The sequence below is a fragment of the Rhodoferax sp. EU05-FHT12H12 genome (assembly GCF_058791215.1).
In genome coordinates, this window is record NZ_JBYTDI010000005.1 from 85,735 (window position 1) to 111,304 (window position 25,570).

Consider the following 25,570-nt stretch of genomic DNA (forward strand, 5'->3'; position numbering starts at 1 on the left):
CGGGCTCCTATTTCTGCACCAGGTACTGGGGCGCGGCCATGGTCAGCAGCACGGCGGCGGCCACGCGGTCCAGGCGCTTGTCGGGCGGACTGGTCGCGTTGAGCGGTGTGGCGTTCAAGGCGGTCACCATGCGGGCCTGCAGGGCCACTGGCAACTGGCCCGCGCACAACAACAGGTTCAGCCGCGCCACCAGCGCCTTCGCATCGGGTGCCAGTGCCAGTTCAGGCGTGTAGCGGGCCTGGATGTCGAAACCACGCTTGGGATTCTTGGAGTTGTTCACGTTGTGGGGCAAGTCGGGATCATTCACAAAAATGCCATTGCGCACCACACCTTGCAGGTAGTTGATGTAACCCGCCACGCTGCTCTCGGTGACGATCTGGAACTCGGGTGCCGATGCGCCGGCCGCAGCCATCTGGGTAGCGGGTGGCACATAACCGGGGCGGAAGAAGTTGAACACCGAAGGCGAGCGCAGCGGACTCTGGCCCAGTTGGGTCGCCGGATTGCTGAGGTCGCCGATCTTCCAGCTGTCCTGGGCCGAGGTGATGCCAAAGGTGCGACCCCACTGCACCAGGCGCAGCATGGGCTCGCGCAGGCGGCCAAACTGCGGGTCGCGCAGCCCGGCAGGACTGCGCGCTTCGTCGTCGAGCAGGATGGCGGCGAACACCGCGCGCAAGTCGCCCCGCACGCCCCTGCCGTTGTCGGCAAAGGCAGCACTTACACGCGCCACGTAGGCCGGGCTAGGGTTGCTGGTGACCAGGCGCTGGATCATCTGTTTGCCAAAGAAAGGGCCCACATTGGGATGCAGAAACAAGGTGTCGAGCGCCTTCTTGAGTGCATCCGCACCCGGTGTGTTGGCCGCAATGCTGGTGCCCAGAAAGTGCACGGCCTGCTCCGAATGGCGATTGGCGGCAAACGCCATGCGTTGTTTGGCAAAGTTGGTATTGCCCACCTTGCGCTTGCCCTCAGGGTCCAGCACTACGGTCACGTTGTGCCGCTGGTCGAAGTCGTAACCGGTGAACACACGTGCCAGTTGCGTTACATCGTTTTGGCTATAGGTCTCCAGCCGCTGTCCATTGGTTCCGGTCTTCTCACTGCCATCGGCGTTGAGCTGCACCAGGCCGATGGTGAAGAGCTGCATGACTTCACGCGCATAGTTTTCATCGGGCACGCGGCCGGTGGCGGCGTTCTCTTTCTGGTTGCCCTTGGTGTTGAGGTAGTGGCCCATGGCGGGGTTCAGCGTCACCTCTTCCAGCAGCGTGCGGAAGTTGCCCAGCGCGTGGCGCGCCAGCGTGTCCCAGTAGTGCGCCAGGGCGTGGCTGCGCCAGGCAAAGTCCAGCCCCGTGAGCGAGACCACAAAAAACTCGGACAGTGCGAGCGTCAGCCGCTTGCGCACGGCGTCGGGTGCGGTCATGAGCTGGTTCCAGACCATGTAGTCGCCGGGGTAGAAATGGTCGAAGTAGCGTGTGGTGTTGTCAATCGCGCCATAGCCGCGCTCATTGAGCCAGTCCCAGCCGGTCTGGCCCTGGGGCGCGTCCAACTGCTGGGCCAGCCAGTCGGCATAGCTGTGTTGCTGCACGGCGGCGATCTCGGCGTCCGACGCCGAAAACTGCGCCTGCAACAAAAAGCGCGCGGCGTCTTCGGGCGTGTGGGCACGGCTGTACTGCTGGCCCGGGCGCTGCAACAACCGCCCCCCGGGTGTAGAACAGGCGGCCAGCAGGCCAGCCGCCCCGGCCAGCGCAGCACGCTGGGCCCAGCGTTCCGCCACCGGGTCCGCAGCGGCGAGGGTGTCAGTGTCTTCATGCGTCATACAGCAGTCCCCAGTGCAGCCGATGGCGGCCACTGCGCGCATGGTAACCACCGGCCAAGGCACTTTGCGCTAGGCTAGGCCCATGCTGCTACCTTTGCTCACCACTTTCTCCTGGCAGGAGCTGCGCCAGCACCCCTGGCGCAATGCGGCGGCCGTGGTGTCGGTGATGCTGGGGGTGGCCCTGGCGTTTGCAGTGCACCTGATCAACGCATCGGCGCTGGACGAGTTTTCGCAGGCCGTGCGTTCGGTGGGTGGCCAGCCCGACCTGGAACTGCGCACCGCGGCTGGCAGCGCCAGCAGTGTGGACCTGGCTCTGTGGGGCCAGCTGCTGCAGCACCCCGACGTGGCGGTGGCGGCACCGGTACTGGAGCTCAGCACCTATGCCATCCACGCGGGCCAAAAAACCCTGCTGCGTGTGGTGGGCGTGGACGCGCTGCAAGTGGCCGCGGTGGCGCCTGACCTGTTGCCCCTGCCCGCTGCCAATGCCGACCGACTGGCCTTCTTCGCCCCCGACACGGTGTTTCTGAACCCGCTGGCGCGCCAGGCCTTGCCCGGTGCCACGGTGCAGTTGCAGCACGGCCTGGGCCTGCACACCCTGCAGGTAGCGGGCAGCGTGGCCGCGGGGGGTGCCCCGCTGGCGGTGATGGACATTGCCGCCGTGCAAAGCCTGTTTGGCCGCAGCGACCTGAGCCGTGTGGATGTGCGGCTGCGTGCGGGCGTGGACCATGCCCAATTTGTGCGCGACGTCACAGAGGCCGCCGACTGGCCAGCCGGTGCCACGCTGCGCGCGCCCGGCGACGCGGTGGAACGCATCAGCAACCTGTCGCGCGCCTACCGCGTGAACCTGACCGTGCTGGCGCTGGTGGCACTGTTCACCGGGGGCTTTCTGGTGTTCTCGGTGCTGGCCCTCAGCGTGGCGCGGCGGGCGCAGCAGTTTGCGCTGTTGGGCGTGCTGGGCCTGACCGGCCGGCAACGGTTGCAGCTGGTGCTGCTGGAAGCCGCGGCGCTGGGCAGCGTGGGCAGCTTGCTGGGCCTGGCGCTGGGCAGCGCGTTGGCCGCACTTGCGCTGCGCCTGCTGGGCGGTGACCTGGGGGGTGGTTTTTTTGCGGGCAGCGCCCCCACCTTGCAATGGAGCGGTGCAGCCGCGCTGGTGTTTGGCCTGCTGGGCGTGGCCGCCGCGCTGGTAGGCGCCTGGGCACCGGCCCGGCTGGCGCAGCAGCTGCCCCCGGCGCAAACGCTCAAGGGCCTGGGCGCGCCGGATGCGAGCCACCACCGGGCCTGGCTGGGCGCGGCGCTGCTGGTGGCGGGTGGCCTGCTGGCGCTGCTGCCCCCGGTGTGGGAGATCCCGCTGGCGGCCTACCTGAGCGTGGCGTGTTTGCTGCTGGGTGGCATCACCGCCCTGCCCGCCGCCGTGGGCTGGGTGCTGGACGGGGTGGCCCCCTTCGTGGCGCGCCGTGCCTTGCCGCTGCTGGCGGTGGAGCGTGCGCGCCGGGTGCGCGAAAGTGCGGCGGTGGCGGTGAGTGGTGTGGTGGCATCGCTGAGCCTGGCGGTGGCACTGACCGTGATGGTGGCGAGCTTTCGCACCTCGGTGACCGACTGGCTGGATGTGGTGCTGCCCGCCGCCTTGTATGTGCGCACCGGCACCAGCGGCAGTACCACCGAGGCAGCCTACTTTGACCCCGCTTTCGTGCGGGGTGCGGCGCAGGTGCCGGGTGTGGAGCGTTTGAGCACGCAGCGCACCCTGTCCCTCACGCTAGACCCAGCCCAACCCGCCATTGCGTTGCTGGTGCGCCCGCTGCGCGACGCCCAAACGGGCGCACTGAACCTGCCCTTGGTGGGCAACCCGGTACCAGTGCCTGCCGGGCGCGTGGGTGTGTACGTGAGCGAGGCCATGCTGGACCTGTATGCGGCGCGGCTGGGACGGGATTTGCCTGCACTTTCAGCATCATTTAGGCCTCCAGCCCCCGTGGAATCTGCGCAAACAGCTATTTTTTTTGTAGCAGGCGTGTGGCGCGACTATGCCCGCCAGTTTGGCACCGTGGCCATGGACCCGGCCGACTTTGCACGCTACAGCCGCGACACGCGGGTCAACGACATCGCCTTCTGGTTGCACCCGGAGGCGGATGTACCGCAGGTACAAGAACAATTGCGCGCGCTGGCCAACCAACTGGCCCACACACCCGATGGTGCGGCGGGCAACTTGCTGGAGTTTGGCTCCGCCCGCGAGATTCGCGCCACCAGCCTGAAGATTTTTGACCGCAGCTTTGCCGTGACCTACTGGCTGCAGGCGGTGGCCATTGGCATTGGCCTGTTTGGCGTAGCGGCCAGCTTCAGTGCGCAGGTGCTGGCGCGGCGCAAGGAGTTTGGCCTGTTGGTGCACCTGGGGCTCACGCGGCGGCAAATCTTGCGCGTGGTGGCGCTGGAGGGCGCGGCCTGGACTGCGCTGGGTGCGTTGGCCGGCGTGGCGCTGGGCCTGGCGGTGGCCGTGGTGCTGGTGCATGTGGTGAACCCGCAGAGCTTCCACTGGACCATGGAACTGGCCCTGCCCTGGGGCCGGCTGGCGGCGCTGGCGGCCGCTGTGGTGGTGGCCGGAACAACAACGGCCTGGCTGTCAGGCCAGGCCGCTGCGGGGCGCGATGCAGTGATGGCGGTGAAAGAGGACTGGTAAGCCCTGCCCCACCACCACGTGGCTGCGCTTATTTCTTGGCGCGGATCTTGACCAGCTCGGCCTGCGCTTCGTTCCACAGGTCCATGCCAATGTCGGCACCGATCTGGGCGTACACGCGGGTCAGCTTGTCACGCATGCGGGCGGACTCGGCGGGCGACAGCTCATTCACCTGCATGCCCTTGGCCTTCAAGTCGGCAACGGCCCGGGAGGCTTCGTCGCGGGTGTCCTTGCGTTCAAAGTCGCGGCTCAGCTTGGCGGCGTCGCTGAGGATCTTTTGTTCGTCCTTGGACAGCTGGTCCCACCATTTCTTGCTGACCATCACGATCCAGGGGCTGTACACGTGGTTGGTCACCGTCATGTACTTTTGCACTTCGTAGAACTTGCTCGACAGGATGGTGTTGAAGGGGTTTTCCTGGCCGTCCACGGTGTTGGTTTCCAGCGCGCTGAACAGCTCAGAAAATGCCATGGGCACGGCGTTGGCACCCAGGGTCTTGAAGCTGTTGAGGAACACATTGTTTTGCATCACCCGCAGCTTGATGCCGTCCAGGTCTTCCACCTTGTTGATGGCGCGCTTGCTGTTGGTCAGGTTGCGAAAACCGTTCTCCCAATAGGCCAGGCCCACCAGGCCTTTTTCCTGCAGCTTGGCGCGGATCTTGTCACCAATCGGTCCGTCCAGCAGCGCATCGGCTTCCTTGGCGTTGCTGATCAAAAAGGGCGTATCCCACAGCGCCATTTCCTTGGTGATGCCGACCAGCGTGGCGGTGGAGCCGACCATCATTTCTTGCGCGCCGCCAATCAGCGAGTTCTGCATCTGCACATCGGGGCCCAGTGCGGAGGCACCAATCGTGCGCACCTTCATCTTGCCGCCCGAAGCTTTTTCCACCGCCTCGGCAAACACCTTGGACGCACGGCCTTGGTTGCTTTGCTCGTTGAGGCCATAGCCGAAACGGATCAGGCGCGGTTTGATGTCTTGCGCCAACGCGGGCAAGGCAGCGCTGAACACGGCGGCACCGGCCACGGCCAGCACGGCGCGGCGGATCAGGGTGGTGGAAGCTTTCATGGAATGTCTCCTGGGTGTTGTTGTGGAAGAAAACGGGAACAGAGCGGGAACAAAGGAACGGAAGTCAACGCATCCACGCCACCGGCGCGGTCACGATTTGCGGGAACAGGACGAACAGGAACAGGATCAGCGTGTAGGTGATGAGGAAAGGGTTCACGCCCTTGATGACCTGGTGCAGCGGCAGCCGCCCCACCCCGGCCACCACATTGAGCACAGTACCCACCGGTGGTGTGATGAGACCAATGGCGCCGTTGAGCACAAACATTAGACCGAAGTACACCGGGTCAATGCCGGCCTTCACGGCAATCGGCAACATCACGGGCGCAAAGATCAGGATGGTGGGCGTGAGGTCCAACGCGGTGCCCACCAGAATGAGCACCAGCATCATCACCACCATCAGGAGGCGTGGGCTCTCCACCAGCGGGCCCAGCCAGCCGGTCAGCACATTGGGCAAATCAGCCAGCGTGATCATGTAGCTGGCCACTTGCGCACCGGCACACAGGAACATCACGATGGCCGTGGTCTTGGCCGCGCGCACCAGCACGCCGTAGACCGCCGAAATTTTCATCTCGCGGTGGATGAACAGGGCGACCACCAGCGCATAGAACGCGGCCACCACAGCGGCTTCGGTGGGTGTGAACACACCGCTCTTCATGCCGCCAATGATGATCAGCGGCATCAGCAGTGCCCAGAACGCCTTGCGCGTGGCTTGCAGGCGTTCACGCATGGGCAGCGGCTGGCCTTCGGGCAAATCGATTTTGCGCAGCACCAGCTTCCAGGCCACGATCAGGCCCACCCCCATGATGAGGCCGGGCACGATGCCCGAGAGGAACAGCGACGAGATCGAGGTGTTGGTGGTCACGCCGTAGATCACAAACGGCATGCTGGGCGGAATGATGGGCGCGATGATGCCGCCCGAGGCAATCAGCCCCGCCGAGGTGTGCATGGGGTAACCCTGCTGGCGCATCATGGGCATGAGGATGGTCGCCAGTGCGGCCGTGTCGGCCAGGGCAGAACCACTCATGCTGGCCATCAGCACCGCCGCGCCAATGGCCACAAAGCCCAGGCCACCCCGGATGTGCCCCACCCAGGCCTGCGCCATGGTGATGATGCGCCGGCTGATACCGCCGGTGTTCATCAGCTCGCCGGCCAGGATGAAGAAGGGCACGGCCAGCAGCGCAAAACTGTCCACCCCCGCCACCAGGTTTTGTGCCAGCAGCTGCGTGTCCCAGAAGTCCAGCACCCAGGCCATGGCAGCCCCGGTCAGCACCAGCGACAGGGCCATGTTCATGCCAATGCCCATGAGCGCCAGCATGCCGACGCAAAACACAATGAATGCGAGACCTTCGTTAGACATGCAACCTCCGGCGCGCCACCTCAAGAAAGACTGCGGCGCCCTGCAGGGGCAGTGAACGAATGTGAACGGGGGGGTGCATATCCATATCTATTCCACTTCCGCGCCGTGACCGAGGTCCAGGGGCGTGCGTTGTAGCAATTCCCACAGGGCCATGGCGCCAATGGCGATGGCGCACAGCAGGGCCGGCAGAGGCAACAGCGCCGTGGGGTAACCCATCACCACGGAGTAGCTGTCTATCCCCACCACGACCTGTTGCCAGGCCCCGCGGCCCAGCAGCACACAGGCCAGCAACACCAGCACACGGATCACCGCCGTCATCAGCGCCAGTGCCAGCGGTCTCTTCTGCAACATCGCCACCAGGCTGGTGAACGCCATGTGCTCCCCAGCCGGGTAGGCGGCTGTGGCACCGATGAACACCATCCAGACAAACAGCAGGCGCGACAGCTCTTCACTGCCAGCCACGCCGCTACCAAAGCCGTAGCGCAACACCACGTTCACGAATACGGACACCGCCATCACGCCCAGGCAAAGCGCCAACAGCACGTGGGTCAGCTGAACAAACTTGCCGGGCGCTGCGGCCGGGTCTTGGACGGGTTCGGTCATGCAGGCTCCTGCGTTGCGGACAACCATTCGGTGACCATGGTCTGCAGTTGGGCCAGGGGAAGGGTGGCATCCAGGCGCAACACACCGGCCTCGCCGACGGGCGATTCGAGTGTGGCGAACTGGTTGTCCACCAGGCTGGTGGAAAAGAAATGCGCAGCACGTGCCCCGACGCGGGCCAGCGCCTCGGCCTTGCCAATCTCCAGAAACACAAAGCGCAGATTCGGCGCGGCTTGGCGCAGACGGTTGCGGTAGGCACGTTTGAGGGCCGAACAAGTCACCACCGCGCCGGCAGGTCGGGCCTGCAACTGAGCCCCCAGGGTGGCCAGCCAGTCCGCGCGGTCAACGTCGGTCAGCGCAATGCCGCGGGCCATCTTGTCGCGATTGGCCGTGCTGTGGTAGTGGTCGCCCTCCACCAGCGGCAGGCCGGTGGCCAGGGCCACGGCCTCACCCAGACTGGATTTTCCGCAGCCGGAGACGCCCATGATGACGATGGAATGCATAAACCTCGCAAATCGGATAGCGCTATCCAAAAATAACCCAATAAATGCTGCATGGCGGATTTCGGTCCACTTTTCAGAGTGAACGCCCAGCTTAGGGGTTTGTCCGCGACCCATCCCATGCAGGATAGCGCTATCCTATGCGAAGATATTTGCATGCCATTCAGTAGTTTCCCTAGGCCATGACAGCCCCCATCCGCCCCCGCGCCACTGGCCGCGTCACGCTCGCCGACGTGGCGCATCTGGCCGGTGTCAGCCCCATTACCGTGTCACGCGCACTGCGCGGCGAACGGGCCGTAGCGCCCGAGCTGGTGGCCAAGGTGCAGGCAGCGGCCCACAAACTGGGTTATGTGCCCAACCCCGCGGCACGGGCCTTGGCCTCGGGCCAAAGCAGCCACGTGGCGGTTCTGATCCCGATGCTGTCGAACGCGCTGTTTGTGGATGTGCTGGAGACTTTGCAGCAAACCCTGCGCCAAGCGGGGTACCAGGCACTGATTGGCATCACCCACTACGACGCGAGTGAAGAAGAAAGCCTGCTGCGCGAACAACTGTTGCACCGACCGGCCGGGCTCATCGTCACCGGGCTGGAACGCAGCGACGCCACACGCGGGCTGATCGCCCAAAGCGGGGTGCCTTGTGTACACCTGATGACCGCCGAAGCCCCCGAAGGGGCCTACTGCGTGGGCTTCTCGCAGCGCGACGCGGGCCACGACCTGACGCAGCACCTGCTGGACCAAGGCCATCGGCGCATTGCCTTTGCTGCCGCCCAGCTGGACCCACGCGCCCTGCAGCGCCTGGAGGGCTGGCGCCAGGCCTTGCAGGCGGCAGGCCGCTACGACGCAACGCTGGAGTGGTTGAACCCGGCGCCATCGTCGCTGTCACTGGGAGCCCGCATGTTTGAGCAAATCATGGGGCAGCAACCGCCGGTGGACGCCATCTTTTTCTGCAACGACGACCTGGCCCAGGGTGCCTTGCTGGCTGCACTGCGCCTGGGCATTTCGGTGCCACAGCGGGTGGCGATTGCGGGCTTCAACGACCTGACCGGCAGCGACCAGATGCTACCGCCGCTGACCACCGTGCGCACCCCGCGCGCCGAGATCGGCCAGGCCGCGGGGCAGATGCTGGTGGCGCTGATGCAAGGTGAGACGGTTGCCTCACCTTGCATCAATCTGGGCTACACGCTGCAACTTCGCGACAGCGCCTGAAAAGTTACGGCGCGTTGGACTCCAGCCCTTGCAGCACACGACCACGGCCGGCGGTCAGGAGGTTGGCATAGTTCGCCAGCCCCGCCACCAGGCGGCCCAAGGCGCGGACCACCAGGCCCAGGCCTTGCCCCACATCACGCAGGGGTTGCACCACATTGGTCTGGAATCGCGTCACCAGGCAAGTCTGCGGCTGTGCCACCCATTGCAGCTGAATGCCCTCTTGTCCCTTGTACGGCCACGCCTCCACCACCACACGCTGCCCGGCGCGCAATTGCAAGTCATGGCCCAACGCCACGAAATGGTCACCGGTTTCCAACAGCGGGGTGTGGCGCGACACATCCAGCGTGGCCCAGGCACGGCCTGACACCACACGCAGCACGCCAGCGGTGCGCGGCCGCACGGTCACGGCACGGCCCTTGGGCAGGACCCAGGGTGCCTCCTCGGTGATCGCCATCGCGTCGAGCTTCAGCTCGGCCATGGGGTCTTGGGGCGCTGACAGGCGGGGGCCGGACAAGGCATCGGACACAAATGAGGACAGGGACGGTTGCGGGGACGGGCTTTGGACGGACATGGTGGGCTCCTGAAAAAGGTGGTTGGGCAATGAATGATCTGCCCGCGCGCCTGCAGCGTCCAATGAAATCGGGCTATGCTATTCATTCCATTCCCGCATCAATCCATTTCGCCATGTCCAACGCCGCACCCTCCAGCACCGAGATCCGTCTGCGCACCCGGCCGATTGCCGTGGGCCATTTGCGCGCCCTGGAGGCGGTGGCCCGCCACCTCAATTTCCGGGCGGCAGCTGAGGAGCTGTCGCTGACGCAGAGCGCGGTGAGCCGTCAGGTGCAAGCGCTGGAAGAGGAAGTCGGTGTGCCCCTGTTTTTGCGCCACACCCGCGCCGTGGAGCTGACCAGTGCGGGCAGCCAATTGTTGCGCGCCGTGGTGCCTTCGCTGGAGCGGGTGGACAGCGCGGTGCGCCTGATCCGCCGCACGGCGGGGCGCAAAAGCGTGGCCATTTCCACCTGGGCTTCGTTTGCGTCGATGTGGTTGATCCCGCGGCTTGAAGCCTTCCAGGCCGAGTACCCCGACATCGACATCCGCCTGGACGCCACCGACAACCCGGTGGACCTGGACACCAGCGATGTGGACCTGGCCATCCGTTACACCCGCCCGGGTAACGTCGGCTCCGATGCCGTACGGCTGTTTGGCGAACAGCTCACCCCTGTGGCCAGCCCCTGGCTGCTGAAAAGCGGGCCACCGCTGCGCAAGGCCGCCGACCTGAACCGCTTTGCCCTGCTGGAAGCCAGCGACAGCCACCGGCACCAAAACCTGGAATGGCTGACCTGGCGGCGCTGGCTGGACGGCAACGACTTGCCCAAGCTGGAGCCCAAGCGCTGGATGTACTTCAACTACGCGCACCAGATCGTGCAGGCCGCACTCACCGGCCAGGGCGTGGCGCTGGCGCGCATGCCGTTGGTGGCCGACAGCCTAGCCAGTGGCGACCTGGTGGAGGTGCTGCCCAACGGCCGCATCGACACGCCGCTGGTGTATTTTTTAATTGTGGGCCCACGCAGTGGCGCACGCCCCGAAATCCAGGCGTTTTGCCAATGGCTGATGGCGCAAGCTGCCATCACCCGCACCGCCATTGGCGAGGTGCCCGACCCGGAAACCAACGCCCATCCGGACTGAGCCATTGCCGCGCTGCAGACCTTCCCCGACAATGGCACGCATGCGTAACCCTCTTACCCCAGCCCTGCTGGTGCTGGCCCTGCTAGGCAGCCTGTCGGCCCAGGCGCAGGACGCACTGTTCACCAAGCGCCAGACCACGCTGCGCGAGGGCCCGGCCGAGAGCGCGACCGCCCTGGCCACCCTGCCCGCCCAAACCGCCCTGACCCGCCAGCCCACGCGCCAGGGTGCTTGGGTACAGGTCAAAACGGCGGCAGGTGCCAGTGGCTGGATCCACCTGTTTGACGTGGGCCCTGCCACCGAGCAGAGCAGCGTCGCCAGTGCAGCCACCGGCGCCCTGCGCGGTCTCTCAAACCTGTTCAGCCGCGGCAGCGCGCAAAACCAGAACACCAGCGGAACCACCGCCACGGTGGGCATTCGCGGCCTGGGGGCCGAAGACATTGCCAACGCCCAACCCAATCTCGCCGCCCTAGCGCAGGCGGAGGGTCTGCGCCAGGACGCCACCCAAGCCAAACGTTTTGCCACCGAGGCAGGCCTGAGCGCCCACACGGTGGACGCGCTGCCGGTGCCTGCGCCTCCCGCCCCGGCCAACAACACCAACGCGGGATTCTCGCCATGAAACACACCCTCGCCGCTCTGGGGTGGGCGCTGTGCTTCGCCACCCTGCCCCAGGCTGCACTGGCGCAAGACCCCGGCAAGATGCTGGGCGGCCTGCTGCAAAACATCCTCAAGCCCAATGCAGCCGGCAACAACAGCGCCCCTGCGGCTGCGGCCAACAACACGGACCTGGTCGGCCTGCTCTCGCAATCGATGGAACAGATCGACGAGCCCAAGGAAATCGAGATGGGCCGCCAGCTCGCCGCGGTGCTGCTGGGCGCCAAGCCCCTGCACAGGGATGTGGCCCTGCAGCGCTATGTGAACCGCCTGGGCCGCTGGATCAGCCTGCAGTCCGACCGGCCCAACCTGCCCTGGACCTTTGCCGTGTTGGACGACGCGGGCTACAACGCCTTTGCCGCACCGGGTGGCTATGTGTTTGTGACCAAGGGTTTGGTGGATTCGGTGGCCGATGAGTCCGAGCTGGCTGGCATCCTGGCGCACGAGATCCACCACGTGGTGGCCAAACACCATTTGGCCGCCATGCGCAAGTCGGCGCAAACCGGCCTGCTGACCCGTGCCATTGCGTCGCAACTGGGCAACAACGCGCAAGGCGCGCTGTCGGCCCAACTGCTGGCGCTGGGGCGCGAGGTGTATTCCAAGGGCCTGGACCAGGGCGACGAGTTTGATGCTGACCGCAGCGGCGTGGCCTTGGCCGCACGTGCGGGTTTTGATCCCTATGGCCTGGTGGCGGTGTTGCAGCAATTGCGCACTGCGAAACCGGACAACCCGGTGTTCACCCTTGCGCTGAGCACCCACCCTGCCACCCAAGTGCGGCTGGACCAGTTGGAGGCTGCCATGGGCCAGCGCCTGGATGCACTGTCGGGCAAGCCTTCGCCCAGCGTTGCACAGCGCATGGCCCGTGCGGGCAACCGCTGAGTGCGGTTGTTGCAGCCATGATCACGCGGCGTGCCGCCTTGGCCGCACCACTGCTGGGCAGCCTGCTGCCCCGTGCATGGGCACTGCCCGCCAAGCGGCTCACTTTTCCGCGTGACGCGGGGAGCCACAACAACTTTGCCACCGAGTGGTGGTACCTCACAGGTTATGCCAACGTGGCGGGCCAGGCAGCGGCGCTGGGGTTTCAGGTCACGTTTTTCCGCAGCCGCGTGGCGGCCACGCAGGACATGCCATCGCGCCTGGCCGCCAGGCAATTGCTGTTTGCCCACGCCGCCGTGACCGATGTGGCGGGCAAGAAACTGTGGCACGACCAACGCATTGCCCGCTGGTCTGGCGAGGCCGCGGGCAGCAACCCGGCGGATACGGCATCGGCCAGCGCACAGGACACGGGCGTGCTGCTGCGCGATTGGTCTTTGCAGCGACAGGGCACTGACCTGCAGGCACAGATTCCTGCAGGCGACTTCACACTGGCTCTGAACATCAACACAACCCAGCCCGTGCTGCTGCAAGGGAAAGACGGCCTCTCGCGCAAGGGGCCGGAAGAAAGACAGGCCAGCTACTACTACAGCGAGCCGCAGCTGCAGGTGCGCGGCAGCATCACGCTGCAGGGGAAAACACGTGTGTTGGAAGCCGGCAGCACCGCCTGGCTGGACCATGAATGGAGCCAGGAAGTGCTGCACCCGCAGGCGGTGGGCTGGGACTGGATCGGCATCAACCTGTTCGACGGCAGCGCGCTCACCGCGTTTCAGCTGCGCGACCGCCAGGGTGGAGTCTTGTGGGACGGTGGTTCGTTCCGCAGCACAGCCGGAACGCGTTATGTGTTCTCGCGCGGGGAGGTATTGTTCCGCCCTGTGCGCAGCTGGCGCAGCCCTCTGAGCAAGGCCAGCTACCCTGTGGAGTGGGTGGTGCGCACCCCCGCCGACTACTACACGGTGAAGGCCGTCATCGACAACCAGGAACTCGACAGCCGCGGCTCCACGGGCGCCATCTACTGGGAAGGCCTGAGCGAGGTGTGGGACAGCAACGGCAAGCTGGTAGGGCGCGGTTACCTGGAGATGACCGGGTACGCGGCGGCGCTAAAACTCTAGCCGGGCTGCAACATACCGCAACAAAGCGAAAAACAACCGCTACAAATTTAGTAGCTGCTCGCGCAATAATGGAGAGGGCTAGAGGCATATTTCTTTATATTTCTCTGGCCACCTTGCCTCCACCGCCCTCGCCCCCACCTAGGCTGCCATGACCTCCTCCGACCGCCCCAAAGCCAGCAATCCCAAATCCCTCTCCGGCCTGCTGCCGTTTCTGCGGCCCTACCGGGGTCGTATCGGCATGGCGCTGGTGTTTCTGGTGCTGGCGGCGGGCGCCACGCTGGCCTTCCCGCTGGCGCTGCGCAGCTTGATTGATGGTGGGCTGGTGCAGGCCGACAAGGGCGCGCAGGTGATGGCGCTGCGCGAGCATTTTGCGGCGCTGTTCGCCGTGGCCGTGGCGCTGGGCCTGTTTTCGGCAGCGCGTTTTTACATGGTGAGCTGGCTGGGCGAGCGCGTCACCGCCGACCTGCGCAATGCGGTCTACAGCCATGTGCTCAAGCAGAGCCCCGAGTTTTTTGAGACTACGCAAACCGGCGAGGTGCTCTCGCGCCTATCGGCCGACACCACGCTGGTGCAAACCGTGGTGGGCTCGTCGCTCTCCATGGGGCTGCGCAATGCGGTGATGGGCATTGGCGCGCTGGGCGTGCTGGTCTGGACCAACCCGGTGGTGATGCTGCAGGTGCTGGTGGTGCTGGTTTTGGTGGTAGTGCCCAGCCTGTGGTTTGGCCGACGCGTGCGCAAGCTCTCCCGTGCGTCGCAAGACCGCATTGCCGACTCCAGCGCCATCGCAGCCGAAGTACTGAACGCGATTCCCGTGGTGCAAAGCTACACCGCCGAAGGACGTGAGACCGCGCGTTTTGTCACCTCCACCGACAATGCTTTCGAGACTGCCACCAAGCGCAGCCTGATGCGGTCCATGCTGGTGGCCTTCATCATCATTGCCACCAGCGCAGCACTGCTGTGGGGCTTGTACCAGGGCACACAGGCCGTGGCCGAGGGCCGCATCACGGCCGGCCATTTGGGCCAGACCGTGGTCTACGTGATCATCCTGGCCAGCGCGTTTGCCGTGCTGGGTGAGGTCTATGGCGACCTGCTGCGCGCGGCGGGCGCCACCGAACGCCTGATGGAGCTGCTGGGCACCCAGTCGCCTATCACTTCACCATCAAAACCGACTTTAGCGCCCATGCCCACTGCGGGAAGCGCTATTAAATTTGAAGCAATTGATTTCCACTACCCCTCGCGCCCCTTGCAGCCCGCGCTGCAAAACTTCAGCCTGAACGTGTTGCCCGGCCAGACCGTGGCCATCGTCGGGCCCAGCGGGGCGGGCAAGAGCACGGTGTTCCAGCTGCTGCTGCGCTACTACGACCCGCAAAGCGGCGGCATTGTGCTGGACGGCGTGGGCACGCGTGACATGGCGCTGGACGCGCTGCGCCAGCGCGTAGGCATCGTCCCGCAGGACGCCGTGATCTTCTCCAGCAGCGCGCTGGAAAACATCCGCTACGGCAAGCCCGACGCTACCGATGCTGAGGTGAAGGCCGCCGCACAAGCGGCATTTGCCCACGAGTTCATCACCGCCCTGCCCCAGGGCTACGACACCTTCTTGGGCGAACGTGGAGTGCGCCTGTCGGGCGGGCAGCGCCAGCGCATTGCGATTGCGCGCGCCATGCTGAAGAACCCGCCCCTGCTTCTGCTGGACGAAGCCACCAGCGCACTGGACGCCGAGAGCGAACGCATGGTGCAGGCGGCGTTGGAGTCGGCCATGCGCGACCGCACCACGCTGGTCATTGCGCACCGCCTGGCCACGGTGCAAAAGGCCGACCTGATTGTGGTGCTGGACCACGGGAAGCTGGTGGAACAGGGCACGCACGCCGAGCTGGTGGCACGCGGCGGTGTCTACGCCGGGCTGGCGGCGCTGCAATTCAACGCCTGAGCTAGCAGAAACGCGGCCATGTAAAGCATTGAAATGCGGGGGTGAAGTGCCTAAAATCAAGGCATTCAACCCTTGGGAGATTCGTATGGACGTCAGCAAAGCCAAGCCACAACAGGTGCAGCAGGCCCAAGCGGCCAAACGCACCCAGGAGGTGCGGGAGACACAGCAGCGCGAAGCGCAAGCCAAAGCGACCGCCCCCCAAAAAACCGAAGAGCCCAAACCCAAACCAGTGGTCAACAGCCAGGGCCAAACCACCGGCCGGTTGCTCAACGTCACCGCCTGAGCTGCCACGGGACCTGCGACCATGGTCGCCATCACTGCCACCAATTCGGCATCGCCTTCTTTGCAGGCGACGCTGAGCAAGGCGCGCATCGAGCAAGCGCGGCGTGAAGCCGACTCGGCCGAAGCGCGGGCCAGCGACCTGCGCGCGCAGGCCGATGAAGCAGAACGTGAGGCCCAAGACCGCAACCAGACCGCCCGTAGCCTCAGTGCCCGCAGCCAAGGCGCGGACAGCACCTACACCAGCGCCCTGCGTCGCCCCAGCAGCGAAGTGCCGCCCGCCACACAAGATTTTCTGGAACGCATGTACTCCGCGGTCAACCCCAAGTTTGCTGCGAGTGGCAACCCTCTCAAGCAAGACGGCGATGCAGCCCCCGTGGTGAACAGCCAGGGACAATCTACCGGGCGCATCCTGAACGTCAGCGCCTGACGTCGTTATTAATTTTTTGCATAGTTTGCAAATGAAGTGGCCTTGGACAGGTCGTCATGGCGCGCCTACATTGCGGGCCATGACGACAACCACAAGGAGCATTCATGTCGCAACACCACGCTAAACCGGCGTCTTCCGCACACCCAGCAGCCACGACCCATGCGCTGCCCTCCTACCTGCAGGCCGACCACCTCGGCCCCTGGGGCATTTACCTGCAACAGGTGGACCGTGTCACGCCCTACCTGGGCCACCTGGCGCGTTGGGCCGAGACCCTGAAGCGTCCCAAGCGCGCGCTGATCGTGGACGTACCGATCCAACTGGACAACGGCACCGTGGCCCACTTTGAGGGCTACCGCGTGCAGCACAACACCTCGCGCGGCCCCGGCAAGGGCGGCGTGCGTTTTCACCAAGACGTGACACTGTCGGAAGTGATGGCCCTGTCAGCCTGGATGTCGATCAAGAATGCCGCGGTGAATGTGCCTTACGGCGGCGCCAAGGGCGGTATCCGAGTCGACCCCAAGACCCTGTCGCGTGGCGAACTGGAGCGCCTGACGCGCCGCTACACCAGCGAGATCGGCATCATCATCGGCCCCACCAAGGACATTCCGGCACCCGACGTCAACACCAACGAACAGATCATGGCCTGGATGATGGACACCTACTCCATGAACGAAGGTGCCACCGCCACCGGTGTGGTCACCGGCAAGCCGATTGACCTGGGCGGCTCCTTGGGCCGCCGCGAGGCCACTGGGCGTGGCGTCTACACCGTGGGAGTGGAGGCAGCGCAGCACATTGGTCTGGATGTGACCCAGGCACGTGTGGCGGTACAGGGTTTTGGCAATGTAGGCGGTATCGCCGGCAAGCTGTTTGCCCAAGCCGGTGCCCGCGTGGTGGCGGTACAGGACCATGGCGGCACGATTTACAAGGAATCCGGCCTGGACGTTCCGGCCTTACTGGCCCACGTGGCAGCGCATGGTTCGGTAGCCGGATTCACGCCCGCAGAGTCGATTGCCAATGATGCCTTCTGGGATGTGGATTGCGACATCCTGATTCCGGCAGCGCTGGAGCAGCAGATCACCAAGGCGAATGCGGGGCGCATCAAGGCCAGACTGGTGATCGAGGGCGCCAACGGCCCAACCACGCCCGAGGCCGATGACATTCTGCAAGAGCGCAATGTGCTGGTGTTGCCCGATGTGATTGCCAACGCGGGCGGTGTGACCGTGAGCTACTTCGAGTGGGTGCAGGATTTCTCCAGCTTCTTCTGGAGCGAGGACGAGATCAATGCCCGCCTGGTGCGCATCATGAAGGAGGCCTTCGCCGGCGTCTGGAATGTGGCGCAGGACCACAAGGTGAGCCTGCGCACCGCGACGTTCATCGTGGCCTGCAAACGCATCCTGCATGCGCGCGAGCTGCGCGGTTTGTACCCCTGACCAGCCAGCCAAACAGCGGTGGGGCTTGGAGCGCCACCGCTACTGCAGAGGCCCTTTCAGGGCTTCGGGCAGGAGGAGTGGCATGACTTCAATGCCCTCCTCCACCAGCTCCCGGGCCTGCTCCGATGTGGTGTGCCCGCGGATGTTGCGTACCTCGGCTTCGCCGTAGTGCATCTTGCGGGCTTCCTCGGCAAATTCGCTCCCCACATCGGTGGTATTGGCCACCACATGGCGGGCCACGGCCATCCAAGCAGCAGCCAAGGCGGTTTCCACCTCGCCCATGCGTACCGGTGCAGACGGACTGGCGGGCAATGCCGCATCCTGCCCGGCTGCTTGCGGTTCACGCGCACCGGATAGGTTCAGGCGCGGCGCGCTGAGCTTCTTGACCACAGCAGGGTCCGCGCAAACCGGACATTGCACCAGCCCGCGACGACACTGCGAAACAAAGTCATCCTCCGACGCAAACCAACCTTCAAACAGGTGCTGATGGCTGCACGCGAGGTTCAGGACTTTCATGGCGGCAAAGCGTTCAGGCCGGCAGCGGTGCAGCCCACTCCAGCGGCCAGGTTCCTTGCAGGACGTTTTGCACCCAGAGGGCACCGGCCAAAGTTTTGGCGTCAGTCACCAAGCCTTGCTGACACCATTGCAAAAACTCGGCAGGGGTGGCCGTGAACACATCGAGAAATTCACCCTCGTCGAGCTTGCGCTCCCCCAGCTGCAAATCGCGGGCGAACCAGATGTCGATGAATTCGGTGGAGTAGGAAATGACAGGGTGCATGACCCCAGCTCGGGCCCAGGCGCCGGCAGAGTAGCCAGTCTCCTCCAGAAGCTCACGCTCAGCGCAGCGTTGCACGCTTTCACCCGCATCCAATTTGCCGGCCGGGAATTCGATCATCACGCGCCCAACGGGATAACGGTACTGGCGCTCCAGCACCAACTTGAGCTCACCGCTACCATCGTCCAACAACGGAATCACCATGACCGCGCCGGGGTGCACCACGTACTCGCGCGTCGCCTGCTGCCCATTGGGTAACAGCACCTGGTCGCGAAAGGCGTGGAGAAAATGTCCTTTGAGGATTTCCTCGCCAGACGTTTTGCGCTCAACGAGGTGTGTGTCGTCTTCCATGCCCATGCTTGGCTTACCCTGCCCGCTTGAGCAGGTAACGGTAGACAAAGCCCGGGAAGGCAAAGGTCACGAACAAGGCGAAGGTGATGGCGTAAAACTCCCAACCCTGCGGGCTGATCTGCCCTGCGCGATGCTCAAGCCCCATCCCAACGGCACCCGTCAAAGCGTAAAGGCAGAGCAATTCCAGTACGCGCCACCCCAGCGACTTCTCCGCTGCCAAGCGGTAAAAGCCCAACAGCCGCTCCGTGAAAAAAGGGAGATTGGCACAGACCAAGGCCAACACGACGACCAGTCCGGCCGCAAAAGAATTCATCATCGTTAAGGCGTCAAGGCCATGCCGGAAGCAAGCGCAGCCGCGCTCAGCTGCCCAGCATTTGGCGCACAGAGTTGGCGCAAACAGCCATCAAACCACTGGGGAAGATACCCAGCAGCAACACCAGCCCGCCGTTGATGCACAGCACCACACGCACGTCGGCGGAGGCGGTGACGGTGGTGGCCGTGATGGGTTCGTCAAAGTACATGACCTTGATGAGTCGCAGGTAGTAGAAGGCGCCGATGAGCGACATCAACACTGCAAACACGGCAAGCGCCAAGTAGAAACTATCACCCGACGCAATCAGGGCCTGCAGTACCGAGAGCTTGGCGTAGAAGCCCACCATGGGGGGAATACCGGCCAAAGAGAACAGGCAGATAGCCATGATGGCGGCATACAGCGGGCTGCGCTGGTTCAAACCGGCGAAGTCTGCGATTTCTTCGCTCTCGAAGCCATCGCGTGACAGCAGCAAGATCACACCGAAGCTGGCCAAGGTGGTGAGAACATAACTCACCACATAGAACATGGCAGAGCTGTAGGCATTGGCACCGGAGGCGGTGTTGCCGTTGACCACGCCAGACATCAAGCCAAGCAACACAAAACCCATTTGCGAGATGGTGGAAAACGCAAGCATGCGCTTGATATTGGTCTGCGCAATGGCGGCCAGGTTGCCGATCAGCAGGGAGCCAATCGACAAGACCATCAGCATCTGCTGCCAGTCACCAGCCAGGGGCAACATGCCTTCGACCAACAGGCGCATGACGATGGCAAAGGCCGCCAATTTGGGCGCACCACCAATCATCAGGGTCACGGCCGTAGGTGCACCTTGGTAAACGTCGGGAATCCACATGTGGAAAGGCACCACACCCAGCTTGAACGCCAAGCCAGCCACCAAAAACACCAGACCAAACACCAGAACCATGTGGCGAATCTGACCCGAGGCGATGGCCTTGAACACTTCGTTCACATCCAGAGAACCGGTCGCGCCATACAGCATAGACATGCCGTACAGCAAGAAGCCCGAAGCCATGGCTCCCAGCACAAAGTACTTCATGGCGGCTTCGGTGGCGGCCACATGGTCGCGGCGCAGGGCCACCAGTGCGTAGCTGGACAGGGTCAGCAACTCCAGGCCCATGTAAATGACCAAGAAGTTGTTGCCAGAGATCATGACAAACATGCCCAGCAGCGCAAAAATGCTCAGGGTGAACAGTTCACCACCGCGCAACATATCGCGCTGGCTGGCGTAGGAGCGACCGTACACCAGCGTCACCATCACCGCCAAGGTCGCAAAACACTTGAGCCAATTGCCCATGGAGTCGCTGACCACCATGTTGCTGAAGGCATATTGCGTCGTGCCCGTGGAGGCATAGGAGGCCTGCAACAAGGCTACGGCTCCCAAGGTGAGCAAGGTCAGCACATGGGTCACGCCCCGCAAAGGGGACTTCACGCGCAAATCAATCAGTGCAATGGCACACGCCATGACCAGCAGAATGAGCTCTGGCAGTACCGTGATCAAACTGAGTTTGTCTATCATCGTTCGTCTCGCAATTCAGTTAGATCAGTTCAACTTGGACACGGCCACGTGCTTGAGCAACTCGGCCACAGAAACGTCCATCACATCGGTGAAAGGTTTGGGGTACAGCCCCATCCAGAGCACCGCCACTGCCAAAAGCGCCAGCATGAAAAACTCACGGGCATTGATATCGGACAGGCCTTTGACATCGTCATTGGTCACCGGGCCCAAGTAGACGCGTTTAAACATCCACAAGGTGTAGGCTGCCCCGAAGATCAAAGCACTGGAGGCGGCAAAACCGATCCAGAAATTAAACTTCACAGCGCCGAGGATCACCATCCATTCACCGACAAAACCGGCAGTACCCGGCAAGCCGCAATTGGCCATGGCGAACAACAAGGCAAAGGCTGCAAACTTGGGCATGGTGTTGACCACCCCACCATAGCTGGCGATCTCACGCGAATGGACACGGTCATACAACACGCCAATCGACAGGAACATCGCGCCCGACACAAAGCCGTGCGCAATCATCTGTACCAGACCACCGGAGACACCCAAGTCATTGAAGATAAAGAAGCCCAGTGTCACAAAACCCATGTGGGCAACCGAGGAGTAGGCCACGAGTTTCTTCATGTCCTGCTGCACCATCGCCACCAAACCCACGTAGACCACAGCGATCAAGGACAAGGCCACCATGAAGCCCCCCCATTCGTGTGCGGCATCAGGGGCGATCGGCATAGAGAAGCGCAGGAAACCATAGGCACCGAGTTTCAGCATGATGGCGGCCAGCACCGCAGAACCACCCGTGGGCGCTTCCACGTGCACATCAGGCAACCAGGTGTGCACAGGCCACATAGGCACCTTCACGGCAAATGCAGCAAAGAAGGCGAAGAACAGCAGCGTCTGCGCGGTACCGCCCAAAGGCAAGGCATGCCAAGTCGCCAGGTCAAAACTGCCGCCCGACTTGGTGTACAGGTAGATCAGGGCCACCAGCATCAGCAAAGAACCGAGCAAGGTGTAGAGGAAGAACTTGAACGCCGCGTAGATCTTGTTCGGGCCGCCCCAGATGCCGATGATCAGGTACATCGGGATCAAGGTAGCTTCGAAGAACACATAGAACAACAGACCATCCAGTGCGGTGAACACACCGATCATGAGCCCGCTCAAGATCAGGAAAGCGCCCATGTACTGGTTAACGCGCTGGGTGATGGCCTCCCAGCCTGCAATGACCACCACCACGGTGATGAACGCTGTGAGCGGGACAAACCAGAACGAGATACCATCCACACCGAGGTGGTAGTTGACATTGAAACGGCTGATCCAGCCAGCCTTTTCCACAAACTGCATGGCAGCGGTAGTGGTGTCGAACTGGTCATACAAGGGCAAGGTCAGCAGGAAGCTGATCACCGCACCGACCAAAGCGATCCAGCGAACCACCTTGGCATGCTCGTCACGACCGACCGCCAGCAGCACCGCGCCGAAAGCGATAGGGACCCAAATAGCGAGGCTCAACAAACCCATATTATTTTTCTCCTACTTGAGCCAAACGAAATACGTCATCAACACAAACACGCCGAGAATCATCACCAAGGCATAGTGGTAGAGATAACCGGACTGACCCTTGCGCACCACGGATGACACCCAAGCCACCAGCTTCCAGGAGCCATTGACAACCGTGCCATCAATCACAGCCTGGTCACCCACTTTCCAGAGTCCGGTACCCAGAGCGCGTGCACCGCGGGCCAAAATATTCTCGTTGATCCAGTCCAGGTAGTACTTGTTTTCCAGCAGATTGAACACGGGCATCACATTGCGCTTGATAGTCGCAGGCACAGCGGGGAACACCATGTACATCAGGTAAGACGTCACCACACCGGCGAGCGCCAACCAGAACGGTGCAGTGGAAAACGCGTGCATAGCCATCTGCAGAGGGCCATGGAAGATGCCGGCGAGCTCCGCCATCGCGCCATGCTTTTCAGCATTGACGAAAATCACGTCCTTGAAGAAATCCCCGAACAGCATGGGCTGGATCGTCAAGTAGCCGATCAACACCGAAGGAATGGCCAACAGGACCAAAGGTACGGTCACCACCCAAGGCGACTCATGCGGATGGTGGTCATGCCCATGGTGACCGTGGTCATCGTGATGGTGTGCGTCAGGATTCTGGTCGAAACGCTCCTTGCCATGGAACACCAGGAAGTACATGCGGAAAGAATAGAACGCAGTCACAAACACACCCGCCAGCACAGCAAAGTTGGCAAAGCCAGCCGCGGGCAAGTGACTGAAATGAACGGCTTCAATGATGCTGTCTTTGGAGTAAAAACCCGCAAACAAAGGGGTCCCGATTAGCGCCAACGAGCCCAGCAAGGAAGTAATCCAGGTAATGGGCATGTACTTGCGCAAGCCACCCATCCAGCGGATGTCCTGGTTGTGGTGCACGCCCATGATCACCGATCCGGCGCCAAGGAACAGCAAGGCTTTGAAGAACGCGTGCGTCATGAGGTGAAACACCGCTACCGAGTAGGCGGATGCGCCCAGAGCGACGGTCATGTAGCCCAACTGCGACAGGGTGGAATAGGCGACCACACGTTTGATGTCGTTCTGGATGATCCCCAGAAAACCCATGAACAAGGCCGTGATGGAACCGATCACCAGGATGAAGTTCAGGGCCGTGTCGCTCAACTCAAACAACGGTGACATACGGGCCACCATGAAGATGCCTGCAGTCACCATCGTTGCCGCGTGAATCAGGGCGGAGATTGGCGTAGGACCTTCCATAGAGTCTGGCAACCAGACATGCAAGGGAAACTGCGCCGACTTGCCCATGGCACCGACAAACAGGCAGATACAAATCACAGTGACCAGCATCCACTCGGTGCCTGGGAAGCCCAACTGGGCCAGCTCACCGGATTTGGCGAACACTTCGCCGTAGTTCAGGGTTCCTGCATAGGCCACGATCAGGCCGATACCCAAAATGAAGCCAAAGTCACCGACCCGGTTGACCAAGAACGCTTTCATGTTGGCAAAAATCGCCGTAGGTTTGTTGAACCAAAAACCAATCAACAAGTAGGACACCAGACCCACCGCTTCCCAACCGAAGAACAGCTGCAGCAGGTTGTTGCTCATGACCAGCATAAGCATGGAGAACGTAAACAAGGAGATGTAGGAGAAGAAGCGGTTGTAGCCTTCGTCCTCTTCCATATAACCGACCGTGTAAAGGTGCACCATCAACGAAACGAAGGTCACCACACACATCATCATGGCGGTCAGGCCGTCGACCAGAAAACCAACTTCCATCTTGAGCCCACCCACCACCATCCAGGTGTAGAGGGTCTCGTTAAAGCGGGCACCATCCAAGGCAACCGATTTGAGTGTCGCGGCGGACAGAACGAAAGCCACCAGCACACCCAGGATGGTTAGCGTGTGGCTCAGCTTGCGGCCGATCCAGTTGCCACCAAAGCGGGTGCCAAAAATACCGGCCAGCGCAGACCCCACCAAGGGGGCCAAGGGCACGGCCAACAACGTCGATGCAGAAAGGGTTTGACTCATTGTGATTAACCCTTGAGCGAATTGAGTTCGTCGACGCTGATGCTGTTCTTATTGCGGAACAAGAGCACCAAAATCGCCAGCCCGATAGCGGCCTCGGCGGCGGCCACCGTCATGATGAACAACACAAAGATTTGGCCATGCAAATCATTCAGGTAGTGCGAGAACGCCACGAAATTGGTGTTGACAGCGAGCAACATCAACTCGATGGCCATGAGCAGCACAATCAGGTTGCGGCGGTTGAGAAAAATGCCCACCACCGACAGGGCAAACAGCATGGCGCCCAGAGACAAAAAGTGTCCTAAAGTCAAAGTCATTGTTTTTTCTCCGCATCTGCTGGCTCAACGGCTACGGCCGGGGCCGCCTGGGTTGCGGCCATCTTCACCACGGTCATCCGGTCACGCGACTTCACGCGCACTTGGTCACCGGGGCTCACATATTTGCTGTCCTTGCGGGCACGCAGAGTCAGTGCAATGGCTGCAATCATGGCGACCAACAAAATCGCGGCAGCAACCTCCAAGGGAAGCAGGTACTGGGTGAAGAGCAACACACCAATCTCTTTGGTGTTAGACGAACCTGCAGCGGCCACAGCCGAAGAAGGGTCTTCCACAATACGGAAGCCCCCCATCAACACGGCGGCCATTTCCAACGCAATCACCACACCCACCAGCGCAGCAAGCGGGAAGTGTTTCCAAAAACCAAGGCGCAAATTTTCCACGTTCACGTCCATCATCATCACGACGAACAAAAACAACACCATCACCGCACCAACATAGACCAACACCAAGGCGATGGACAGGAATTCCGCTTTCAACAACATCCAGATCAATGCCGCCTGGAAAAAGGTCAGCACCAGGTACAGGGCTGCATGCACCGGATTGCGTGCGGTGATCACCCGGAATGCTGCGAACAACAGCACCGCCGAGAAGGCATAAAAAAGACCAGTCGTAACACTCATGATTCAAACACTTTCTTGCGACAGATCAGCGGTATTTGGCGTCTGCTTGCTTGTTGGCAGCGATCTCAGGCTCGTACCGATCGCCCACAGCCAGCAGCATCTCTTTGGTGAAATACAGATCCCCTCGTTTCTCCCCGTGGTATTCCAGAATATGGGTCTCCACAATCGAGTCAACAGGACAGCTTTCTTCGCAAAAGCCGCAGAAGATGCATTTGGTCAGATCAATGTCGTAGCGGGTGGTGCGACGCGAGCCATCGTCACGCACGTCGGATTCAATGGTGATTGCCATCGCGGGGCACACTGCCTCACAAAGTTTGCAGGCAATGCAACGCTCTTCTCCGTTTTCATAACGGCGCAAGGCATGCAGACCGCGGAAACGTGGCGACAAGGGCGTTTTTTCCTCGGGAAACTGCACAGTCACTTTGCGGCGAAACAAATAGCGACCGGTCAGGGCCAGGCCCTTGAACAACTCCACCAGCAAAAAGCTGTAGAGAAAATCCTTGAGAGAAAAAGCGGAGGGCATACGGGC

Annotated in this window: 25 protein-coding genes; 10 read left to right on the forward strand and 15 right to left on the reverse strand. The window is 62.5% G+C overall.

Going from position 1 to position 25,570, the window contains the following annotated elements; translation table 11 throughout:
• Positions 1-7 precede the first annotated feature (7 nt).
• Positions 8-1,807: a DUF1800 domain-containing protein gene (locus AC3WS7_RS14905; protein WP_492656910.1), complete on the reverse strand. Its 1,800-nt coding sequence runs from the start codon at positions 1,805-1,807 to the stop codon at positions 8-10.
• An 82-nt stretch (positions 1,808-1,889) separates the two neighbouring features.
• Here AC3WS7_RS14905 and AC3WS7_RS14910 point away from each other — a divergent pair, with 82 nt between their 5' ends.
• The gene (locus AC3WS7_RS14910) at positions 1,890-4,475 is read left to right on the forward strand and encodes an FtsX-like permease family protein (RefSeq protein ID WP_492656911.1); all 2,586 of its coding nucleotides are present in this window, start codon (positions 1,890-1,892) and stop codon (positions 4,473-4,475) included.
• Between the two features lie 28 nt (positions 4,476-4,503).
• Here AC3WS7_RS14910 and AC3WS7_RS14915 read toward each other — a convergent pair whose 3' ends face one another.
• The 4 genes from AC3WS7_RS14915 to AC3WS7_RS14930 form a co-directional block, all read right to left on the reverse strand.
• Positions 4,504-5,535 carry a TRAP transporter substrate-binding protein gene (locus AC3WS7_RS14915; RefSeq protein ID WP_296471787.1) on the reverse strand — a complete coding sequence of 344 codons (1,032 nt, stop codon included), beginning with the start codon at positions 5,533-5,535 and terminating at the stop codon, positions 4,504-4,506.
• A 64-nt stretch (positions 5,536-5,599) separates the two neighbouring features.
• Positions 5,600-6,892: a TRAP transporter large permease gene (locus AC3WS7_RS14920; protein ID WP_296471789.1), complete on the reverse strand. Its 1,293-nt coding sequence runs from the start codon at positions 6,890-6,892 to the stop codon at positions 5,600-5,602.
• A gap of 87 nt (positions 6,893-6,979) precedes the next feature.
• The gene (locus AC3WS7_RS14925; RefSeq protein WP_296471790.1) at positions 6,980-7,495 is read right to left on the reverse strand and encodes a TRAP transporter small permease; all 516 of its coding nucleotides are present in this window, start codon (positions 7,493-7,495) and stop codon (positions 6,980-6,982) included.
• The gene (locus AC3WS7_RS14930; RefSeq protein ID WP_296471793.1) at positions 7,492-7,995 is read right to left on the reverse strand and encodes a gluconokinase; all 504 of its coding nucleotides are present in this window, start codon (positions 7,993-7,995) and stop codon (positions 7,492-7,494) included. Before AC3WS7_RS14930 ends, AC3WS7_RS14925 begins: the two co-directional genes overlap by 4 nt.
• A gap of 179 nt (positions 7,996-8,174) precedes the next feature.
• Between AC3WS7_RS14930 and gntR the strand changes: the two genes are divergently transcribed.
• Positions 8,175-9,197: an HTH-type transcriptional regulator GntR gene (gene gntR / locus AC3WS7_RS14935; protein ID WP_492656912.1), complete on the forward strand. Its 1,023-nt coding sequence runs from the start codon at positions 8,175-8,177 to the stop codon at positions 9,195-9,197.
• Positions 9,198-9,201: 4 nt separating this feature from the next.
• On the opposite strand, the gene AC3WS7_RS14940 is transcribed toward gntR, so the two are convergent.
• Positions 9,202-9,768 (reverse strand): DUF2917 domain-containing protein, encoded by a 567-nt coding sequence (locus AC3WS7_RS14940; protein ID WP_492656913.1) that lies wholly within the window; start codon positions 9,766-9,768, stop codon positions 9,202-9,204.
• Between the two features lie 113 nt (positions 9,769-9,881).
• On the opposite strand from AC3WS7_RS14940, the gene AC3WS7_RS14945 reads away from it, so the two are divergent.
• The 8 genes from AC3WS7_RS14945 to AC3WS7_RS14980 all read left to right on the forward strand — a co-directional run bounded on the left by AC3WS7_RS14945 (position 9,882) and on the right by AC3WS7_RS14980 (position 17,585).
• On the forward strand, positions 9,882-10,883 hold the full coding sequence (locus AC3WS7_RS14945; RefSeq protein ID WP_296471800.1) for a LysR substrate-binding domain-containing protein: 1,002 nt from the start codon (positions 9,882-9,884) through the stop codon (positions 10,881-10,883).
• A 40-nt stretch (positions 10,884-10,923) separates the two neighbouring features.
• Positions 10,924-11,499 (forward strand): SH3 domain-containing protein, encoded by a 576-nt coding sequence (locus AC3WS7_RS14950; protein ID WP_492656914.1) that lies wholly within the window; start codon positions 10,924-10,926, stop codon positions 11,497-11,499.
• Positions 11,496-12,413 (forward strand): M48 family metalloprotease, encoded by a 918-nt coding sequence (locus AC3WS7_RS14955; RefSeq protein ID WP_492656915.1) that lies wholly within the window; start codon positions 11,496-11,498, stop codon positions 12,411-12,413. Before AC3WS7_RS14950 ends, AC3WS7_RS14955 begins: the two co-directional genes overlap by 4 nt.
• A gap of 17 nt (positions 12,414-12,430) precedes the next feature.
• Positions 12,431-13,519 (forward strand): lipocalin-like domain-containing protein, encoded by a 1,089-nt coding sequence (locus AC3WS7_RS14960; RefSeq protein ID WP_492656916.1) that lies wholly within the window; start codon positions 12,431-12,433, stop codon positions 13,517-13,519.
• A 148-nt stretch (positions 13,520-13,667) separates the two neighbouring features.
• Complete coding sequence (locus AC3WS7_RS14965) at positions 13,668-15,446, forward strand: ABC transporter transmembrane domain-containing protein (RefSeq protein WP_492656917.1); 1,779 nt, start codon at positions 13,668-13,670, stop codon at positions 15,444-15,446.
• A gap of 85 nt (positions 15,447-15,531) precedes the next feature.
• Positions 15,532-15,729, forward strand: coding sequence for a hypothetical protein (locus AC3WS7_RS14970; RefSeq protein WP_296471809.1), 198 nt, complete (start codon positions 15,532-15,534; stop codon positions 15,727-15,729).
• 21 nt (positions 15,730-15,750) lie between these two features.
• The gene (locus AC3WS7_RS14975) at positions 15,751-16,155 is read left to right on the forward strand and encodes a hypothetical protein (protein ID WP_492656918.1); all 405 of its coding nucleotides are present in this window, start codon (positions 15,751-15,753) and stop codon (positions 16,153-16,155) included.
• A 104-nt stretch (positions 16,156-16,259) separates the two neighbouring features.
• Positions 16,260-17,585 carry a Glu/Leu/Phe/Val family dehydrogenase gene (locus AC3WS7_RS14980; protein ID WP_296471813.1) on the forward strand — a complete coding sequence of 442 codons (1,326 nt, stop codon included), beginning with the start codon at positions 16,260-16,262 and terminating at the stop codon, positions 17,583-17,585.
• Positions 17,586-17,624: 39 nt separating this feature from the next.
• Here the strand turns inward: AC3WS7_RS14980 and AC3WS7_RS14985 are convergent, their stop codons facing one another.
• Genes AC3WS7_RS14985 through nuoI form a run of 9 tightly spaced genes read right to left on the reverse strand, consistent with a single transcriptional unit; the run spans position 17,625 to position 25,564 of the window.
• Entirely contained in the window at positions 17,625-18,101 is a 477-nt protein-coding gene (locus AC3WS7_RS14985; RefSeq protein WP_492656919.1) for a DUF1178 family protein, read from the reverse strand.
• Positions 18,102-18,114: 13 nt separating this feature from the next.
• A complete protein-coding gene (locus tag AC3WS7_RS14990) occupies positions 18,115-18,717 on the reverse strand; it encodes an NUDIX domain-containing protein (protein ID WP_296471816.1) in 603 nt (200 codons plus the stop codon).
• 7 nt (positions 18,718-18,724) lie between these two features.
• Positions 18,725-19,027, reverse strand: coding sequence for a DUF2818 family protein (locus AC3WS7_RS14995; protein ID WP_296471818.1), 303 nt, complete (start codon positions 19,025-19,027; stop codon positions 18,725-18,727).
• Positions 19,028-19,070: 43 nt separating this feature from the next.
• A complete protein-coding gene (gene nuoN / locus AC3WS7_RS15000) occupies positions 19,071-20,558 on the reverse strand; it encodes an NADH-quinone oxidoreductase subunit NuoN (protein WP_492656920.1) in 1,488 nt (495 codons plus the stop codon).
• A gap of 24 nt (positions 20,559-20,582) precedes the next feature.
• Complete coding sequence (locus AC3WS7_RS15005) at positions 20,583-22,058, reverse strand: NADH-quinone oxidoreductase subunit M (protein WP_492656921.1); 1,476 nt, start codon at positions 22,056-22,058, stop codon at positions 20,583-20,585.
• 12 nt (positions 22,059-22,070) lie between these two features.
• A complete protein-coding gene (gene nuoL / locus AC3WS7_RS15010; protein WP_492656922.1) occupies positions 22,071-24,086 on the reverse strand; it encodes an NADH-quinone oxidoreductase subunit L in 2,016 nt (671 codons plus the stop codon).
• A gap of 5 nt (positions 24,087-24,091) precedes the next feature.
• Positions 24,092-24,400, reverse strand: a complete 309-nt coding sequence (nuoK, locus tag AC3WS7_RS15015; protein ID WP_094478035.1) for an NADH-quinone oxidoreductase subunit NuoK — start codon at positions 24,398-24,400, stop codon at positions 24,092-24,094.
• Complete coding sequence (locus tag AC3WS7_RS15020; protein ID WP_296471827.1) at positions 24,397-25,041, reverse strand: NADH-quinone oxidoreductase subunit J; 645 nt, start codon at positions 25,039-25,041, stop codon at positions 24,397-24,399. Before AC3WS7_RS15020 ends, nuoK begins: the two co-directional genes overlap by 4 nt.
• Before the next feature lie 25 nt (positions 25,042-25,066).
• Positions 25,067-25,564: an NADH-quinone oxidoreductase subunit NuoI gene (gene nuoI / locus AC3WS7_RS15025; protein ID WP_492657042.1), complete on the reverse strand. Its 498-nt coding sequence runs from the start codon at positions 25,562-25,564 to the stop codon at positions 25,067-25,069.
• Positions 25,565-25,570 lie beyond the last annotated feature (6 nt).

Excerpts from the sequence above, each read along its gene's own strand:
- AC3WS7_RS14905 (WP_492656910.1), bottom strand. The coding sequence starts at position 1,807 with ATGACGCATGAAGACACTGACACCCTCGCCGCTGCGGACCCGGTGGCG.
- AC3WS7_RS14945 (WP_296471800.1), top strand. The coding sequence starts at position 9,882 with ATGTCCAACGCCGCACCCTCCAGCACCGAGATCCGTCTGCGCACCCGG.
- AC3WS7_RS14915 (WP_296471787.1), bottom strand. The coding sequence starts at position 5,535 with ATGAAAGCTTCCACCACCCTGATCCGCCGCGCCGTGCTGGCCGTGGCC.
- AC3WS7_RS14960 (WP_492656916.1), top strand. The coding sequence starts at position 12,431 with ATGATCACGCGGCGTGCCGCCTTGGCCGCACCACTGCTGGGCAGCCTG.
- nuoN (WP_492656920.1), bottom strand. The coding sequence starts at position 20,558 with ATGATAGACAAACTCAGTTTGATCACGGTACTGCCAGAGCTCATTCTG.
- AC3WS7_RS14950 (WP_492656914.1), top strand. The coding sequence starts at position 10,924 with ATGCGTAACCCTCTTACCCCAGCCCTGCTGGTGCTGGCCCTGCTAGGC.
- AC3WS7_RS15020 (WP_296471827.1), bottom strand. The coding sequence starts at position 25,041 with ATGAGTGTTACGACTGGTCTTTTTTATGCCTTCTCGGCGGTGCTGTTG.
- AC3WS7_RS14955 (WP_492656915.1), top strand. The coding sequence starts at position 11,496 with ATGAAACACACCCTCGCCGCTCTGGGGTGGGCGCTGTGCTTCGCCACC.
- nuoL (WP_492656922.1), bottom strand. The coding sequence starts at position 24,086 with ATGAGTCAAACCCTTTCTGCATCGACGTTGTTGGCCGTGCCCTTGGCC.
- AC3WS7_RS14940 (WP_492656913.1), bottom strand. The coding sequence starts at position 9,768 with ATGTCCGTCCAAAGCCCGTCCCCGCAACCGTCCCTGTCCTCATTTGTG.
- nuoK (WP_094478035.1), bottom strand. The coding sequence starts at position 24,400 with ATGACTTTGACTTTAGGACACTTTTTGTCTCTGGGCGCCATGCTGTTT.
- AC3WS7_RS14970 (WP_296471809.1), top strand. The coding sequence starts at position 15,532 with ATGGACGTCAGCAAAGCCAAGCCACAACAGGTGCAGCAGGCCCAAGCG.
- AC3WS7_RS14920 (WP_296471789.1), bottom strand. The coding sequence starts at position 6,892 with ATGTCTAACGAAGGTCTCGCATTCATTGTGTTTTGCGTCGGCATGCTG.
- AC3WS7_RS14995 (WP_296471818.1), bottom strand. The coding sequence starts at position 19,027 with ATGATGAATTCTTTTGCGGCCGGACTGGTCGTCGTGTTGGCCTTGGTC.
- AC3WS7_RS14910 (WP_492656911.1), top strand. The coding sequence starts at position 1,890 with ATGCTGCTACCTTTGCTCACCACTTTCTCCTGGCAGGAGCTGCGCCAG.
- AC3WS7_RS14930 (WP_296471793.1), bottom strand. The coding sequence starts at position 7,995 with ATGCATTCCATCGTCATCATGGGCGTCTCCGGCTGCGGAAAATCCAGT.
- nuoI (WP_492657042.1), bottom strand. The coding sequence starts at position 25,564 with ATGCCCTCCGCTTTTTCTCTCAAGGATTTTCTCTACAGCTTTTTGCTG.
- AC3WS7_RS15005 (WP_492656921.1), bottom strand. The coding sequence starts at position 22,058 with ATGGGTTTGTTGAGCCTCGCTATTTGGGTCCCTATCGCTTTCGGCGCG.
- AC3WS7_RS14925 (WP_296471790.1), bottom strand. The coding sequence starts at position 7,495 with ATGACCGAACCCGTCCAAGACCCGGCCGCAGCGCCCGGCAAGTTTGTT.
- AC3WS7_RS14980 (WP_296471813.1), top strand. The coding sequence starts at position 16,260 with ATGTCGCAACACCACGCTAAACCGGCGTCTTCCGCACACCCAGCAGCC.
- AC3WS7_RS14975 (WP_492656918.1), top strand. The coding sequence starts at position 15,751 with ATGGTCGCCATCACTGCCACCAATTCGGCATCGCCTTCTTTGCAGGCG.
- AC3WS7_RS14990 (WP_296471816.1), bottom strand. The coding sequence starts at position 18,717 with ATGGGCATGGAAGACGACACACACCTCGTTGAGCGCAAAACGTCTGGC.
- AC3WS7_RS14965 (WP_492656917.1), top strand. The coding sequence starts at position 13,668 with ATGACCTCCTCCGACCGCCCCAAAGCCAGCAATCCCAAATCCCTCTCC.
- AC3WS7_RS14985 (WP_492656919.1), bottom strand. The coding sequence starts at position 18,101 with ATGAAAGTCCTGAACCTCGCGTGCAGCCATCAGCACCTGTTTGAAGGT.
- gntR (WP_492656912.1), top strand. The coding sequence starts at position 8,175 with ATGACAGCCCCCATCCGCCCCCGCGCCACTGGCCGCGTCACGCTCGCC.